The following is a 13,775-nucleotide window of genomic DNA, read 5'->3' as shown; positions in this document are numbered from 1 at the left end:
GCCTTTCCGGAAGTCACGACCCCCACGCCTGGAGGAGCAGATGGGCGGCCGCCTGAGCGTCGAGCAGACGGAACTCGACGACTTGCTCAAGCAGTTGAACACCAGCCGGGACCAGATGCGCAAGGCGCTCAACGCGCTGCGCGACATCGGTCCCAAGAGCACCGGGAGCAAGGCGCTGGACAACGCCTGCGAGGAGATCCACGACAGCTGGGACGACGCCATCGACAAGATCGCCGACGGCACGGACGCGATCGAGGACGCCCTGCGTGCCACGAAGAACAACTACGCGGCGACGGAGCAGGCCATCCGCGAGGCCTTCGAGAAGGCCACGCCCGAAACCGGACCGGCGGCGAAAACCTCCATGACCCGCCCCGACGGAGGTCCCCGATGAGCGCCGAGGACTACCCGTCCATAGGTTTCGACCCCGCCCCGGGGAAGCTCGGCAGCATCGACGACCTCACGGGGAAGCTGTCGAGGACCGTCAAGGGCCTGAAGAAGGCGCACGACGTCCTGACCGGGATCGGCAGGGGCGGCGACGGGAAGGGCGGGGCTGCGGCCTGGGAGGGCGAGGCGGCCACCGCGTTCTCCAGGAAGGTCGGTGAGCTCCCCAAGTACCTCGACGACAGCCACGAGGCGCTGAGCACCGCCGAGAAGGAACTGAAGAAGTGGCGCACCAAGCTCGCGGAGTACCAGAAACAGGCCCGCGAGTACGAGCAGCAGGCAAAGGAGGCCAAGTCCCGCCAGGCGTCGGCCGAGAGCACCCACGCCAAGGCCACCACCGCCTACAACTCCGCGGCCTCCGATCCCGACCTGCGCCTGGTCGGCGTCCACTACGGCGACCGGGCCTCCCTCGACAGCGCCCAGGCCCGGTACGACACCGCCGCCGGGAAGCTGCGTGACGCGGACAGGGCCCTGGACACCGCGGCGGGAAAGGTCGACGCGGCGCGCAGGGAACTGGAAGGCATCGTCGAGAAGGCCCGTGAGCTCCTGGAGCAACACCAGGACTACGCGCGGACGATCGCCGCCCGGCTGCGCAAGGCCAACGACAACGCCCCCGACACAGGCTTCTTCGACGGCCTCGCCGACGCGTTCAAGAAGCTCGGCAACCGCATCGAGGAGTGGTGCGCCGAACACGCCGACCTGCTCAAGGAGATCGGTGACTGGCTGGGCATCGCCTCCACCGTCCTGGGCATCCTGTCGCTCGCCACCGTCTGGTTCCCGCCGCTGTCGGGCGGCCTGGCGCTGGCGAGCGCCGGCCTGTCCGCCGGGGCCCTGGTCGCCCACGGCGCGGCCAAGCTCGGCGGGGCGGACGTCGGCAAGATGGACCTCATCGGCGACGCCGTGGGCATCATCCCCCTGGGCAAGGTGGTCAAGGTCGCCGCGAAGGGCGTCAAGATCCCGATGAAGCTGTACAAGGTGGACGGGCAGACGGTCGCCTCCATCGACCGGGTCAACAAGATCCGCGGGCTGAAGGACGCCGGGTTCGAGGCCACGACGCTGGAGAAGGGCCTCTTCGGCCGTTCCGTCGCGCCCGGCAGCAAGGAGTTCGGGACCGAGGGGATGAAGTTCGGCGACCGGATGAGTCTCGCCTGGAACAGCCACGTGCTGGACACCGTCGGCTCCAGCGGCAAGGAGAAGGCGATGAGCTGGGTGGTCGAGAAGATGGCGCCGCAGCGCGTCAAGGACTCCCTCGGGGACGCCATCCGGGCGGACGGCACTCTCGATCCGACCTCCTGGTGGTCACGCGGCCCGCAGATGATCCAGCAGGCGCCGGGGGTGGGCCTGGGTGCCTACAACATGTTCACGGGCAACGAGGCGCCTGCTGCCGGAAGACTCTGACCCGACGGCCCTTTGGCGCACACCGGCACCGCACCACAGGCCGCCGCCGCGGCCTGTGGGACTCCGCCCGATCGAAGGAAGGCAGCAAGCAGCATGCTCACCGTCGAGCTCTCCGAACCCAGGGACGAGGAGGTCCGGCGCGCCGTCCCCGAACTGCCTCGGGGCGCCTGGAAGGCCGTCCGCGAGCGCGGCGGCAGGGGAGCGGCCGCCGTCACCGCGTGGATCACCTACGGAGAGCCTTCCGCGGCTCTCCAGGGCGGCCCCGTGCAGGACAGGCCGCCGACGAGGAAGTATGCGCGCTCTCTCGGCGCCGGGCACTCCTCCCGGGCCGGCTCCGACCGGCTCAAGGGGAAACCGCCGGTGTTCACGCTCCGTTCGCCGGACGACCCCCTGAACGCGTGGGGCGTCGTCCGGGCCGATCCCACCGCTTCGGAGGGAAGCGGCGCCTACGTGGTGACGGACTCGCGGGGGAGCGTCCTGGGCCGCATCACCAGGGGCAGGTCACCTCTGAAGGCGCGCCGGGCCTGGACGATCGAACTGCCGGACACCGGGACGAAGGTCACCGGCTACCGCGGCACCTGGACCGCCTGGCTGGTCTTCGTGCTCCTGCTCCCCCTCTGGGCCCTGGCGAACCTCTTCTTCACCGTGATCGGCTTCCTCGACGGGGACTTCTCCCTGGACTGGGACGACTGGGGCACCCCTCGGCGCACCGTGTGGCGGGTACGGTCGGCGAACCCGTTCGCACCGGCCTTCCTCGCACGCAGACGGCACCGGTACCGCAGGAGCGACTCCCGACTGGACCCTCGCGTCGCCTATGCGCAGATGATCCTGGAAAAACACTACTAGAGACTATTTGACACCCCATGCCGGAAACACACGCCCCCAGTACGCCCGGCACCCTCCCCCCGGCGCCGGGCGCCCCGGAGAGTTCCGGCGCCGCGCCGGACGGACCGGACTTCTTCTGGACCGCCCCCGAGGAGTTCCGCTCCCTGGGGCTGGAGTACACCGACGAGGAGCGTGAGGAGTACCTCGTCCGCCTCATGGACGTCATATGGCCCGGCGGCACCGACGAGGAGCATCACCGGCTCTCCGCCTGGTACCGCGAAGTGGCGGAGGCAGCCGCCGCCGACGGGGCCGTCTACACCGGGATATGCCTGCTGAGCACCGACGACGACCGGATCAGCACGGCCTCCCTGACCGTGCGCTGCGAGCCTCTGGAGGACGACGACGCCGAACTGGCGGCCAGGGGGCTGGTGGAGCTGCTCTCCCTCGACGAGTTCCAGGAGGTGCACAGGGTGGAGGCTGAATTCGGTCCGGCCGTCCTGGTCATCTCGGGGTTCGAGGTGACGCCCGGCGGGGCTCCCCGGGACACCACGCCCGTACCTTCCTCCGCACCCGTGTCCCCGATCGTGTTCGCACGCGCGGACGTCTACTGCCCTCTGCCGGCGGTCTCCCAGCTCCTGGTGTTCAGCCTGACCACCCCGTCGCTGCGGGAACTCCCCTGGTACGTGCAGAGGCTGTCGGAGATCGCGCACACCGTCGAGATCCCCGAACGGACCCCTTCCGCCGGCACGCCCGGCCCGGGGGCGGAAGCCGCCGTTCCCGGCACGGGCACCGGTTCCGGCCCCGGGCGAGCTCCCGGGAGCAGCCCCATCTCGGCGTTCGCCCTCTGAGCGAGCCTCCGGGGGACGGCCCTCCCGGGCCCGGGCCCGGGCCCGTTCGGCACCGCCGTCGTGCCGTACCCCGTCACGGGCCTCTGCGGACCGTGAATCCCCCGGCCCGTCCCGGACATGTCCGCGAGCCGTCTCGAACCGGCGTTCCCCGTGGTCGGGAGGTTGCACGGACGCCCCTCGGAGCGCGTGCCGGGCTGTTATCTTGCCCGGGGGCCGTGAGCCGCGCAGCGCCGCGCCGTGCCCCCTCACGTTCACCGAGGCCGCGCCGCGGATCCGCGGCGCGGTGTGGCACGGGGGTACGCTCCCGTCGCCGGCGTCCATCGAGGAAGGACACTGATGGGGACTCAGCAGGAGAAGGACGAGCTGTACGCGATGGACATCTCCGACGCCGTGTGGGAGAGCGCGCCCGGCGGTCCGGAGGACGAGAAGGTGGAGATCGCCCATCTGCCGGGTGGCGCCGTGGCCATGCGCAACTCCAAGGACCCCGACACCGTGCTGCGCTACACCGCCGCCGAGTGGCGGGCCTTCGTCCTCGGGGTCCGCGACGGGGAGTTCGACCTCAAGCCCTGAGCCTTTGTGTCCTGGCCTCCCACCGGCCGGGAAACAGACGGGGAAGCGGGAGGGCGCCCGGCAACCGGATGTACATCCGGTTGCCGGGCGCCCTCCGATGTGCTCGCGGCAGACCCGAACGGTCAGAACTCGAACCGCTGAGCCGCCTTGCGGTCCGTCCGCTGGTAGCCATTGGTCGACTCGACCAGGTTGTCGGCGATGGCGTTGAGGGTGGTGTTCAGGCCGCTGACGTCCCGGCCCCAGCCGTCGTGCTTGGCCTTGAACGCCTGCTTCGCCTCACCGTCCCAGGTGTTGACGACCTTCATCACCTTGTCCTCGAGCGCGTTGAGCTGGATCGTCAGCTCCTTGGCCGCATTGCGGACGTCATCCGCCGCGGAGATGACGGTGGCATACGTGATCTTGATGGTCATATCGACCCCTGCCTTCTCTGTGCGGCTCGTTACTTGATGGTCGGGGTGCTGCCCGTGCCGGCGAAGTCGCTGATCGGGCTCGCCTTCGCCAGATGGTCGAACTTCTCCATCTGGTCGATCTCGTTGGCGGTGAACCCCTGCTTGCTCGCCTCGAGGGCGTCGTGGATCAGCTGGAGCCTGCCGTCCAGCTTCCGGCCGTAGTCGTTGGTCTGCCGCTGGAGCCTGTCATAGGAGTTCGCGGCATCGCCCTTCCAGGCATGCTGAATCGCGTCGACCACGTCGTTCAGCCTGGAGAGCTTGTTCTTGAGCTTGCCCTGCATCTCGTTGACCTCTTTGATGAGGTCATTGAGATCGGCCTCGCTTGACTGGAAGTCGCCGCCACCTTCTCCGGACATACCGTTCTCCTCGAATCGGGTTGATGGTGTTCACTGGCTGGTCTTCGTGGGCGCTCCGCGTACGGGCCCCCGTCATGTCCCGCGGATCGTCCTCCGCACGAGAACGAATGCGCCGGCGACCACGATGGCCGCTGCGGCACCCGCCCCCAGGTAGATCCACAGACTGCCGTCGTCCTCCGACGCGGCGGCCTCGGTCCCGCCCTGGTTCTTCCGGTCCTCGTCCGTTCCCCCGGCACCGTCCCGGTCGTTCTTGCCGTCGCTCTCCCCCTCGGAGGAGGACGCCTCCGGCGGGAGGGTCGGTTCCGTGGCCTCGATCGGGTTCGTGCCCGGGTCTCCGGGGTCACCCTTGCCTTCGAGGAGGTGAATGCGGGGCCGGACGGCACCGTATCCGATGTAGACGCTGGAGGCCCCCTCTTTCCGGTCCTTGCGCCCGGCGGTGTCCACGAGCACACGCAGAACCTGATTGGCCGTCCAGTCCGGGTTCTTGGCCCAGATCAGGGCCGCCGATGCGGAGGCGATGGCAGTGGCGGCACTGGTGCCTCCCTTGCCAGCGCAGTACTTCTGAAAGCTCTTGTCACACCATCCGGGCATCTCGCTTCCCGGGGCGGACAGATCCACGTTGACGCCGTACTGGGAGAAGCCCGTCACCTCACCCTTTTCGTCAGTGGCGCCCACGCCGACGACGCCGGGGTACGAGGCGGGATATCTCGGCTTGTTCTCACCTTCGGCGTCGTTTCCGACGGAGGCGAAGAGCAGCTTTCCCTTGCTCAGCGCGTACTCGACGGCCTCGGCTCCGGCAGAGTCATAGTACGAGCCTCCGAAGGACATGCTGATGATCTTGGCGTCACTGTCGGCCGCCGCACGGATCGCCTTCTTATAGCCGTCGGCTTTGAGCTTGCTGCCCAGACCTTTCAGCGGAATGCGGTACGGGATGATCTTCGTTCCAGGGGCCAGTCCCCGGACACTCCCGTTCTTCCCTGTGCCGGCGATGACTTCGGCCATGTCCGTTCCATGGCCTAGGTAGTCGTCGGTGGCCTCCCCTGGAGTTCCGGTCATGTCCTCCCCGGGTAGTACCTGGCCCCGGAGAGCATCGGTGGAGTCATTGACGCCGCTGTCGATGACGGCCACCTTGACGCCCTCGCCCGTGCTGACCTTCCACATCTCCTCGGCCCGCATGGCGTCCAGATACCACTGCTGCGAACGGACATCGTCCGCCTGAGCCACAGGTGCCGTCCCGACGAGGCATACGGTCCATGCACCGGTTACAGCCAGCACGGAGAACAGGCGCCGTCGCATCCGCCGCGACGGCAACCTGGGGCCGTGTTCGTGTCCTGCCGTCATCGCCGCTCTCTGTCGTGGGTTAGTCGATAACCGGAGGGGCGATTCCGTCGCGCCCCGTCCGCCAGGTCTCTTCGTCCTCGGTGAGGTAGTCGGGCCTGCGGGAGTCCTTCCGGTTCTCCTCGCGGGGACTGGTGCTTCCGCCGCGGGGTACCGCGCCCGTCGTGCTCTGACCGCTCCCACCCGTTCCGCCTGTGCCACCTCTGGCCAGCCCGGAGCCACCGGGTGTGAAGGGACGTACCGCGCCGCCCTGTCCCGGGGTGTTCCGGGGAGCTCCGACGGCACCGCCGCCGGTCGTCGTACCCGGCCTGCGCCCGGTGGAGCCGCTGCCCGCCCCCGAGCCGATCGCTCCCGTGCCCGCGGCTCCCCCCGGAGGGCGTCCCGTCGTGCCGTGTTCCGCTCCGACCACGGTTCCGCGCGGGAGACGCGGGCCGTTGGACGTCCCTTGGCCCTGCCGCGGAGTCCCTCCGAAGATGCCGCTGCCGCCCCGCCCCATGGGTGGTGTCGTCGTGGTGGGCGCCCTTCCGGCGGGAGGGCCGGAGCCCGTGACCGGACGGGGATTCGTGTTGCTCGCCGGCGGAACGGTGGGCGGGCCCCCTGCTCGTCCCGTGCCGGGCTGACCAGGCCCTTGCCCTGGAGCGTGTGTGGCCGGGAGCCTGGAGGTCCCCACCTGCTTGAGGTTCCCCCCTCCTCTGTGAGTGGGAGCGGGGGCAGGTCCGGGCAGGACGGGGCCGGGCGCTGCGGGCCCACCGCCGGTCGGGGCGGCCGGGGTGCGCGGACCGGCGTCGGAGGGTGCGGGAGGCGCCACGGGAGCGACGGTGTTGAGGTCCGTGCGCACGGGCTCCTGAGGAGCGGGGGCTCCCCCGACGAAGCCGTGCTCGCTCGGAGCGGAAGGCGTCGCTCCCATGCCGGTGGCCTGCGAGCCGCTGGCGAGTCCGCCATTTCCGTAACCGGAGGCTACGGAGTTACGCCCGGGCCCGGGAAGGAACTCGTCCCCAGACCCGGGCGGCGGCGCCGGCGGCATGCCGACGTTCGGCATCGGGCCGAACTCCGGCTCCTCCAGGTCCTTCATGTTGTCGTGCGAGACCTTGTAGTAGGAGGCCAGGCGGTTCATCTGGTTGATGGCCTCCTGGCGGTTGTCCTCCTTCTTCTTGGCCAGCTTGTACTTCTCGTTGGACTCGTCGCGTTCCTCGGGCGGGATGCTCTCCAGGCGCGGCGCGGCCATGACCGCCGGGTCGCGCTCGGGCATGCCGCCGCGCACCATGGACAGGCCGACGCCGGCGGCCTTCAGCTGGGTGCTGGCCTTCTCGGTGAAGTCCGCGAGAAGCAGGGTGTTCCTGCTCAGCTTCCGGCCCCACTCACGGAAGCTGTCGCCGAACTCGCCCTCCCAGTCGACCTTGTCGATGTGCTTCTTGAGGTCGTCGCCGACCTGTCTGATCTTGCCGCCCGCGTCCCAGAGCGTGTCGGCGGCGTTCTCGATGTCGGCCGGGTCCGCGTCGTCCACCAGGGAGAACATCTCTTCGAGATCCTTGTTCTCGAAGTCGGTGGTACCCATGACGCTGTTGCGCGCGGCCGTGCCCCCGAACAGGTCGACCGGGGCGAGGGCGCCCTTCCGCTTGAGGTCGGTCATGACGAGCTGTGCCGCGACGAACGGCTCCTCGGGTCTGTCCTGCCCGCTCTTCCCGTCCTTCTGGTCGGTCATGGTCGTACCTCCCCCGTCAGTAGGTGACCCCGGTGGCCTCGTCCTTGGGCGGCTGCTTGCCCGCCGCTTGCTGCTGCTGGTACTGGTGGGCCCTGGTCTGGAGCTCCCAGAAGCGCCGCTTCAGGTCGTCCTCCAGGTTGCCGAAACCGACGTCGGCGCCGTGGACGGCGATGCGCATGGCCTCGATCTGGTCGCCGAGGACTCCGGAGAGCCTGGTGAGCTGGGTGTGGACCCGGGCGTACTGCGAGTAGACGCCGTCCGCCTCGGCGAACTCGCCCCCGAAGGAGGACCGCTTCACTTCCTGCTGTCCGACCCTCGTGGGAGAGGCGGGCGAGCTCTCCAGCTCCTCCAGGATGTTGTCGACCCGGTTCTTGAAGTCCTTGAGCGACTCGAGTTCACCCTTGAGTTTCTCGGCCGGCACCCCCATCAGGCTCCCCCTCCGCCTGCTCCAACGCACATCCCGATCCGTGCCCCATCACTCTAGCCACTGCCTGTGACACGACGGCAACCCGGTTCTCCGGCACGTCACATGAGCGTCCCGGCGCCGCGCAGGCGCTCCTCGGCCGGTCCCCGTCTGCGCCGCCAGTCCCGGTACACCAGTGAGCCCCCGGCTATCACCGACACCAGGACGCCTCCGCCGACCACCGTGTAGGTGCCCAGGCGCCTGTCGCGTTCCTGCGGGGTCTCGCCGAGGTGGAGTTCGGCCGGGGTGGGCGGTTCGGCCCGGTCCACGCCCTCGCGGGCCACCGGCTTCTCGATCGGTCTGTCGTCCTCGGTAAGCGCCCGGACGGGGTCGACGACGCCCCAGCCCACATGGCGGTCGTGCCCGGGTACGGACCGCTCGGCGGTCTGCGCGATCTGGGCCGCGACGTGGTGCGGTTCCCAGTCCGGGTGCTCGGCCACGAGCAGGGCGGCCACGCCCGCCACGTAGGGCGCCGAGAAGCTGGTGCCGTTGTCGGCGCAGTGGCCCCCGCCCGGGACCGTGGAGATCATGTCGACGCCGGGCGCGGCGACGTCCACGAAGTCGCCCGACTGGGAGAAGGGCGCCCGCTCGTTGTTGCGGTCGGAGGAGGCGACGGCGATGACGCCCTCGTAGGAGGCCGGATAGGTCTCCTTCACGTTGCCGCCCAGGCCGTCGTTGCCGGCCGAGGCGACGATGACGACCTTTTTGGCCAGTGCGCGGTTCACCGCCTGCTCGAGTCTTGAGTTGGGCTTGAGGGCCCTGGTGGTGTCCTGCGAGATGTTGATGACCTTCGCCCCGACGTCGACCGCGTGGTCGATGGCCTCGGCCATGCTGTCGGTGTTTCCCCTCCCGGCGGCGTCGTTCTGCTGGATGGGGATGATGGTCGCGTCGGGGGCGATGCCGACGAAGCCGGTGTTCTCCGCCGGGCGTGCGGCGATGATGCCCGCGACCTTGGTGCCGTGGCCGACGGTGTCCTCCGTGCCGTCCTTCGCGGGTGGCTCGGGGGTGTTGCCGTACTCGTCCTTCTCGGGGGCGGGCAGGTTGCTCATGCCCAGTTCGGTGTCGACCGCGTCCTTCAACTGGGGGTGGTCGTCGTCCACTCCGGTGTCGATGACCGCGACCTTGACGCCCTTGCCCTTCGTCTTCTCCCACAACTGGTCCAGGATCACCCGTTTCAGTGACCAGGGCCTGCCCTCGAAGGGCTTGGCGGGGAAGGTGCACTGCCCGGTGTCCGCGGCGGCCGGCGGCGCCCAGGCCAGAGGGCCGGTGACGGCGCCCAGGGCCGTCAGGCCGATCGCCGCGGCCGTCGGGAGCGCCGCCCACCTCGCCGGGGCGGGTGTGGTGGGGGCCGAAGTGTCCGTCATCTCGCGCTCTCCCGGCTCAGGAACCCTGCGGCTGCTTCGCCGCGCTCGTGCTCAGCCTCGGTCCGGTCGGGAGGAAGCCCGACCAGGCGGCGGGCACCGGCACCGGCCGGACGCCCTGGTAACCGAGCATGATCTGCGCCTGGTTGCCCTCCTGGACGCTCTGCGCCGGGTCCTTCTTCCTGCCGTCCGTGCCGATCTCGGACTCGTCCTGGCCGCTGTCGGTGTTCGCCTGCACCGCGTAGCGCAGACCGGTGTCGGTCACCAGGAAGACTCCGCCGGATCCGGTGTCGCGCCCCGTGACCTGGCGGAAGAGCAGGCCCGATCCGGGGGTCACATAGGCGTTGGTGGCCCCGTTGGGCAGGGTGGCCGGATAGTCCTCGCCCGCCCAGGTGCTGAGCGTCGTGGTGCCCTTCTTCTCGTCGACGCCGCGCAGCACGCTGCACAGGGCGTTCCGGCCGCTGTCCGCCCGGTTGACCGCGCTCGGTTCCGCCTCGGGCCAGTTCCGGCTGCTGCCGTAGAAGGTGCTTTCGGGCCGGATGGTGCCGGCGCTGACCTCCCGGGCCTTGCCCTGCTGGCCGAGCGCGGTGGCCTGCGGGCTGTTGAGCAGCAGCTTGGCCATGAAGTCGGTGACCGGCCTGATCTGGCCCTTGAGCACCACGTAGTGCTGGTGCCCGGTGCCGGAGGGGGCTCGCAGCACCATGCCGACCTGGTTGGCCTCGGCGTCCAGGTCGCCGGGGGCTCCGGCCGGGGTTCCCATCTCCTCGATCCCCTTGGGGAACTGGACCGGATCGCCCTGCTTGAGGGTCTTGAGCCAGTCGCCGGTGACGTCCTGGGGCCGCGTGTTGCCGACGACGGTGCGCAGCAGCGTGTCGTCCGCCTCGATGGGGTACGCGGTGCCCTGCGCGTCGACGATGTGGAGCTCCTTGCCGGGGCCCCGGACGTACAACACCTGGCCGCCGCGCAGCCGGTTCTTCCCCTCGACCCGCTTGGCGTCCCGGTCGGCGAGGACGAAGACCGCCTTCTGCACGCCGTCGTCGCCGGGCTGGACGCACACGGCCCAGCGTTTGGCCTTCGTCGCCTCGTCCTTGCCGGGCAGCCGGTCGGGGGCGTAGGGGATGCCGATGGTGGCGCCGTGCGGGATCTTCCCGCTGTCGAGGACCTTCTCGTCGACCTCGACGATCCCGAACTTGCCGGGGTCCAGCAGGAGTTTCGCGGAGGCCAGGTTGAGCACCGGATGGAGCTGCTTCTTCCCCCTGGTTTCGAGGACGACGTAGCGGGTGGTGGACTCGCTGCCGATGATGACCTTCTCACCGGGGTTGTCCCAACCCTTGGGCGCCTTGGGTTTGAACATCCCCCAGGCCCCGAAACCCGCCAGGATCACCACCCCGATGACCAGCCCGGGGAGTACCGCCCGCAACGGACGCGGCGCCCCCTCCTCGGTCCCGGTCGGTGTGGGCTGGAGGAATGCCGAGACCAGCCGCTTCTTGGCGAAGGTGTAGGCGTTGAGCTCGTCCCGCCGTGATGCCATCTCTCGCTGCTTCTCCCCACTGGTGGGCCCAGTGTCCCCCGGGATTCCGGAGCACCGCCACTGCTGTCTTCTGTCGGTCCGGGCCCCTACTATGCCCGTTGGCGATCGGCCCTCGCTGCTCCGGTAGGGTGATCGCCCGACCAACGCCCTGGAGCGTCAGGGCGATTACGGACACAAGGGGATTTACAGGGGATGGGGACCGCCACGCGGGCCCGGACCGCCACGTCCGCGCCCGACAGCCCGGCGCCGGACGGCGCACGCCCCGAGCCCGCGAGGCCGCGTCCGGTGCGCCCGGCCACGCCGCGCGCCGAGGCACGCCGCGGCCTGGGGCCGCTCCGGCTGCACCACCTGGTTCTGGCCGAGCTGGCCGCGGCGGGGGTGCTGGCCGCGGCCGCCGTGCACGAGGTCCTGGTGATCCCGGTGGCCGTGGTGGCCGTCGCCCTGCTGCTCGTGACGGTGCTGCGGCGGCGCGGCCGTCCGCTCCCGGAGTGGCTGGGCACCGTCATGGCGCTGCGCCGTCGCAGGCGGCGGGCCGCCGCCGAGGTGCTGCCGCCGGACACCGACCCGGGCCTGGCCCCGGCCGTCGAGTGCGATCCGGCCCTGCGCAGCCTGACCTACGTCGACCGCGAACGGCGCGGTGTCGGCATGGTGGGGGACGGCACGTTCCTGACGGCCGTGCTGCGCGTCGGGCCCCGCCCCTCCGCTCTGCGCCCCGGCTCCGACGAGCGCCCCCTGCCGCTGCGGCTGCTCTCCGACGCCCTGGAGGTGGACGGCATCCGGCTGGAGTCGGTGCAGGCGGTGCAGTACACCCAGCCCGCCCCGGCGCCGCATCTGCCGGCGCAGTCGGTGGCCGCCTCCAGTTACGGCCCCCTGCAGGCGTCGTGCGGCGCACCGGCCGTACGGGTGACCTGGGTGGCCCTCAAACTCGACCCGGAGCTGTGCCGGGAGGCGGTCCAGGCGCGCGGGGACGGTCTGGAGGGCGCGCAGCGCTGTCTGGTGCGCGCCGCGGACCAGTTGGCGAGCCGGCTGGCCGGTGCGGGGTTCCGGGCGACGCTGCTGCCGGAGCAGGAGCTGGTCACCGCGCTGGCGACGTCGGCCGGGGCGAGTCCGGCGGCCACGGCGCGGGCCGGGCGTCCCGACTCCTCTCCCGCACGGCGCACCGAGGAGAAGGCCCGTGCCTGGCGGTGCGACGACCGCTGGCACACCACGTACGCGGTGGCGCGCTGGCCCGAGCTGGGGCCGGGGGCCGCCCCGCTGCCGTCGCTGGTGGCGTCGCTGACGGGGCTGCCCGCCCTGGCCACCACCTTCGGCCTGACCCTGAGCCGGAGCGGAAGCCGTTCGGTCGCGATACGCGGACATGTGCGCATCACCGCCCGCAGCGACGCCGAACTGGTCAACGCCCGGCATGTGCTGGAGCGGCTGGCGCGGGAGCGCCGTGTCGGAATCGCCCGGCTGGACCGCGAGCAGGTGCCCGGGGTGCTGGCGACACTGCCGCTGGGAGGGACACGCTGATGCCCGGATCCGCCGACTCGGTGCGCACGGCCGCACGTCCCCGTCTGGGGTTCGGACTGCGCGGGCCGCGGACGGCCCGTCATGTCCTGTCCGTGGAGCAGCTGGACGCGCTCGCCCTGCCGGTCGGTGACGACGGGGTGGTGGCCGGGGTCGACGTCGAGGACCGTCCGGCCGTCATCGGCCTCCACCACCCGGCTCCTTACGACGTGGTGCTGATCGGCGGGCTGTGGACGGCTCAGGTGCTGGCGCTGCGTGCGGCGGGCACCGGCGCGCGGGTGGCCGTCGAGACCGGCCGGCCCCAGGCGTGGACGGGCCTGGCCCGGGCCGCGGGCGGTGACCAGCAGTGCATGACGCTCCATGACGTCGGCCGGGTGCCGCCGCTGGGGGCCACGGCCGTCTCGCCGGTCGTGGTGATCCGGGACTGCGGGATGAAGCCGCCGCGCGGACGGGTCTCCTCGGGGCCCTGGCAGTCGGTGCTGACGCTGCTTCCGTATCTGAGCCCGGTGGCTCCCCGGCTGCTCAGAGGCGCCTCGCTCGCCGGTGTCCAGCAGGTCTCCCCCGAGGAGGCCCGGCAGGTGGGCAGAATCCTCTCCCTGTCCCGGCAGGAGTCCGAGGCGCTGTCCACGCTCGCCGACGGTGTGACGCTGTGGTGCACGGGCCGGGACCGGCGGTTCGTGCTGACCCGGCCCACCGACGCCGAGACGGGGCTGCTGGGCGTGGCCCGGCGGCTGGACTGACCCCCGCCTGCCCCATCCCTCGCCCGTCCGCCGTCTGTCGTCCCGTCACCGGCCCGTTGTCCGAGTGGGACAGGACCGGCATGCCGTTTCGGCGCCTGTGGCGACTAGGGTGGGCGTGCGCGCGGCAGGACATTCCGAAGGAACGGGCCGGAGACCGCGGCGGCGGGGGAGCCGGTGGCCGTGCCCGCCCGTCGGCAGGGAGCGGTCCGCGCGGTTCGGCCGGGGTGCTCGACCAGATCAGCAG

14 protein-coding genes are annotated in these 13,775 nt (G+C 70.9%); 7 read left to right on the top strand and 7 right to left on the bottom strand.

Going from position 1 to position 13,775, the window contains the following annotated elements; translation table 11 throughout:
• The first annotated feature begins 40 nt into the window (after positions 1-40).
• The 5 genes from CUT83_RS24515 (at position 41) to CUT83_RS24495 (ending at position 4,082) form a co-directional block, all read left to right on the top strand.
• A complete protein-coding gene (locus CUT83_RS24515) occupies positions 41-391 on the top strand; it encodes a WXG100 family type VII secretion target (RefSeq protein WP_101258005.1) in 351 nt (116 codons plus the stop codon).
• Positions 388-1,839, top strand: a complete 1,452-nt coding sequence (locus tag CUT83_RS24510; RefSeq protein WP_101258004.1) for a putative T7SS-secreted protein — start codon at positions 388-390, stop codon at positions 1,837-1,839. The genes CUT83_RS24515 and CUT83_RS24510 overlap by 4 nt, the downstream gene beginning before the upstream one ends.
• A gap of 93 nt (positions 1,840-1,932) precedes the next feature.
• The gene (locus CUT83_RS24505; RefSeq protein ID WP_101258003.1) at positions 1,933-2,685 is read left to right on the top strand and encodes a hypothetical protein; all 753 of its coding nucleotides are present in this window, start codon (positions 1,933-1,935) and stop codon (positions 2,683-2,685) included.
• 17 nt (positions 2,686-2,702) lie between these two features.
• Positions 2,703-3,512 carry a hypothetical protein gene (locus CUT83_RS24500; RefSeq protein WP_101258002.1) on the top strand — a complete coding sequence of 270 codons (810 nt, stop codon included), beginning with the start codon at positions 2,703-2,705 and terminating at the stop codon, positions 3,510-3,512.
• A 336-nt stretch (positions 3,513-3,848) separates the two neighbouring features.
• Positions 3,849-4,082, top strand: a complete 234-nt coding sequence (locus tag CUT83_RS24495; RefSeq protein ID WP_031508379.1) for a DUF397 domain-containing protein — start codon at positions 3,849-3,851, stop codon at positions 4,080-4,082.
• 122 nt (positions 4,083-4,204) lie between these two features.
• On the opposite strand, the gene CUT83_RS24490 is transcribed toward CUT83_RS24495, so the two are convergent.
• From CUT83_RS24490 to eccB, 7 genes are all read right to left on the bottom strand, one after another.
• On the bottom strand, positions 4,205-4,492 hold the full coding sequence (locus CUT83_RS24490) for a WXG100 family type VII secretion target (protein WP_101258001.1): 288 nt from the start codon (positions 4,490-4,492) through the stop codon (positions 4,205-4,207).
• Between the two features lie 29 nt (positions 4,493-4,521).
• The gene (locus tag CUT83_RS24485; RefSeq protein WP_101258000.1) at positions 4,522-4,887 is read right to left on the bottom strand and encodes a WXG100 family type VII secretion target; all 366 of its coding nucleotides are present in this window, start codon (positions 4,885-4,887) and stop codon (positions 4,522-4,524) included.
• Between the two features lie 72 nt (positions 4,888-4,959).
• On the bottom strand, positions 4,960-6,111 hold the full coding sequence (locus CUT83_RS24480) for a S8 family serine peptidase (protein WP_240958363.1): 1,152 nt from the start codon (positions 6,109-6,111) through the stop codon (positions 4,960-4,962).
• 136 nt (positions 6,112-6,247) lie between these two features.
• Positions 6,248-7,927 carry a WXG100 family type VII secretion target gene (locus CUT83_RS24475; protein WP_101257998.1) on the bottom strand — a complete coding sequence of 560 codons (1,680 nt, stop codon included), beginning with the start codon at positions 7,925-7,927 and terminating at the stop codon, positions 6,248-6,250.
• Between the two features lie 16 nt (positions 7,928-7,943).
• Positions 7,944-8,354, bottom strand: a complete 411-nt coding sequence (locus CUT83_RS24470) for a DUF2563 family protein (protein WP_101257997.1) — start codon at positions 8,352-8,354, stop codon at positions 7,944-7,946.
• A gap of 98 nt (positions 8,355-8,452) precedes the next feature.
• A complete protein-coding gene (mycP, locus tag CUT83_RS24465) occupies positions 8,453-9,754 on the bottom strand; it encodes a type VII secretion-associated serine protease mycosin (protein ID WP_101257996.1) in 1,302 nt (433 codons plus the stop codon).
• A 16-nt stretch (positions 9,755-9,770) separates the two neighbouring features.
• Positions 9,771-11,282 (bottom strand): type VII secretion protein EccB, encoded by a 1,512-nt coding sequence (gene eccB, locus CUT83_RS24460; RefSeq protein ID WP_101257995.1) that lies wholly within the window; start codon positions 11,280-11,282, stop codon positions 9,771-9,773.
• Positions 11,283-11,474: 192 nt separating this feature from the next.
• Here eccB and eccE point away from each other — a divergent pair, with 192 nt between their 5' ends.
• Together eccE and CUT83_RS24450 are read left to right on the top strand one after the other, a co-directional pair.
• A complete protein-coding gene (gene eccE / locus CUT83_RS24455; RefSeq protein ID WP_101257994.1) occupies positions 11,475-12,794 on the top strand; it encodes a type VII secretion protein EccE in 1,320 nt (439 codons plus the stop codon).
• Positions 12,794-13,531 carry a hypothetical protein gene (locus tag CUT83_RS24450; protein ID WP_101257993.1) on the top strand — a complete coding sequence of 246 codons (738 nt, stop codon included), beginning with the start codon at positions 12,794-12,796 and terminating at the stop codon, positions 13,529-13,531. Before eccE ends, CUT83_RS24450 begins: the two co-directional genes overlap by 1 nt.
• Positions 13,532-13,775 lie beyond the last annotated feature (244 nt).

The sequence above is a fragment of the Streptomyces barkulensis genome (assembly GCF_002843305.1).
Classification (GTDB): Bacteria; Actinomycetota; Actinomycetes; order Streptomycetales; family Streptomycetaceae; genus Streptomyces; species Streptomyces barkulensis.
Note: the sequence above shows the minus strand (reverse complement) of the source record. Positions and strands in the feature narration are given on the sequence as shown.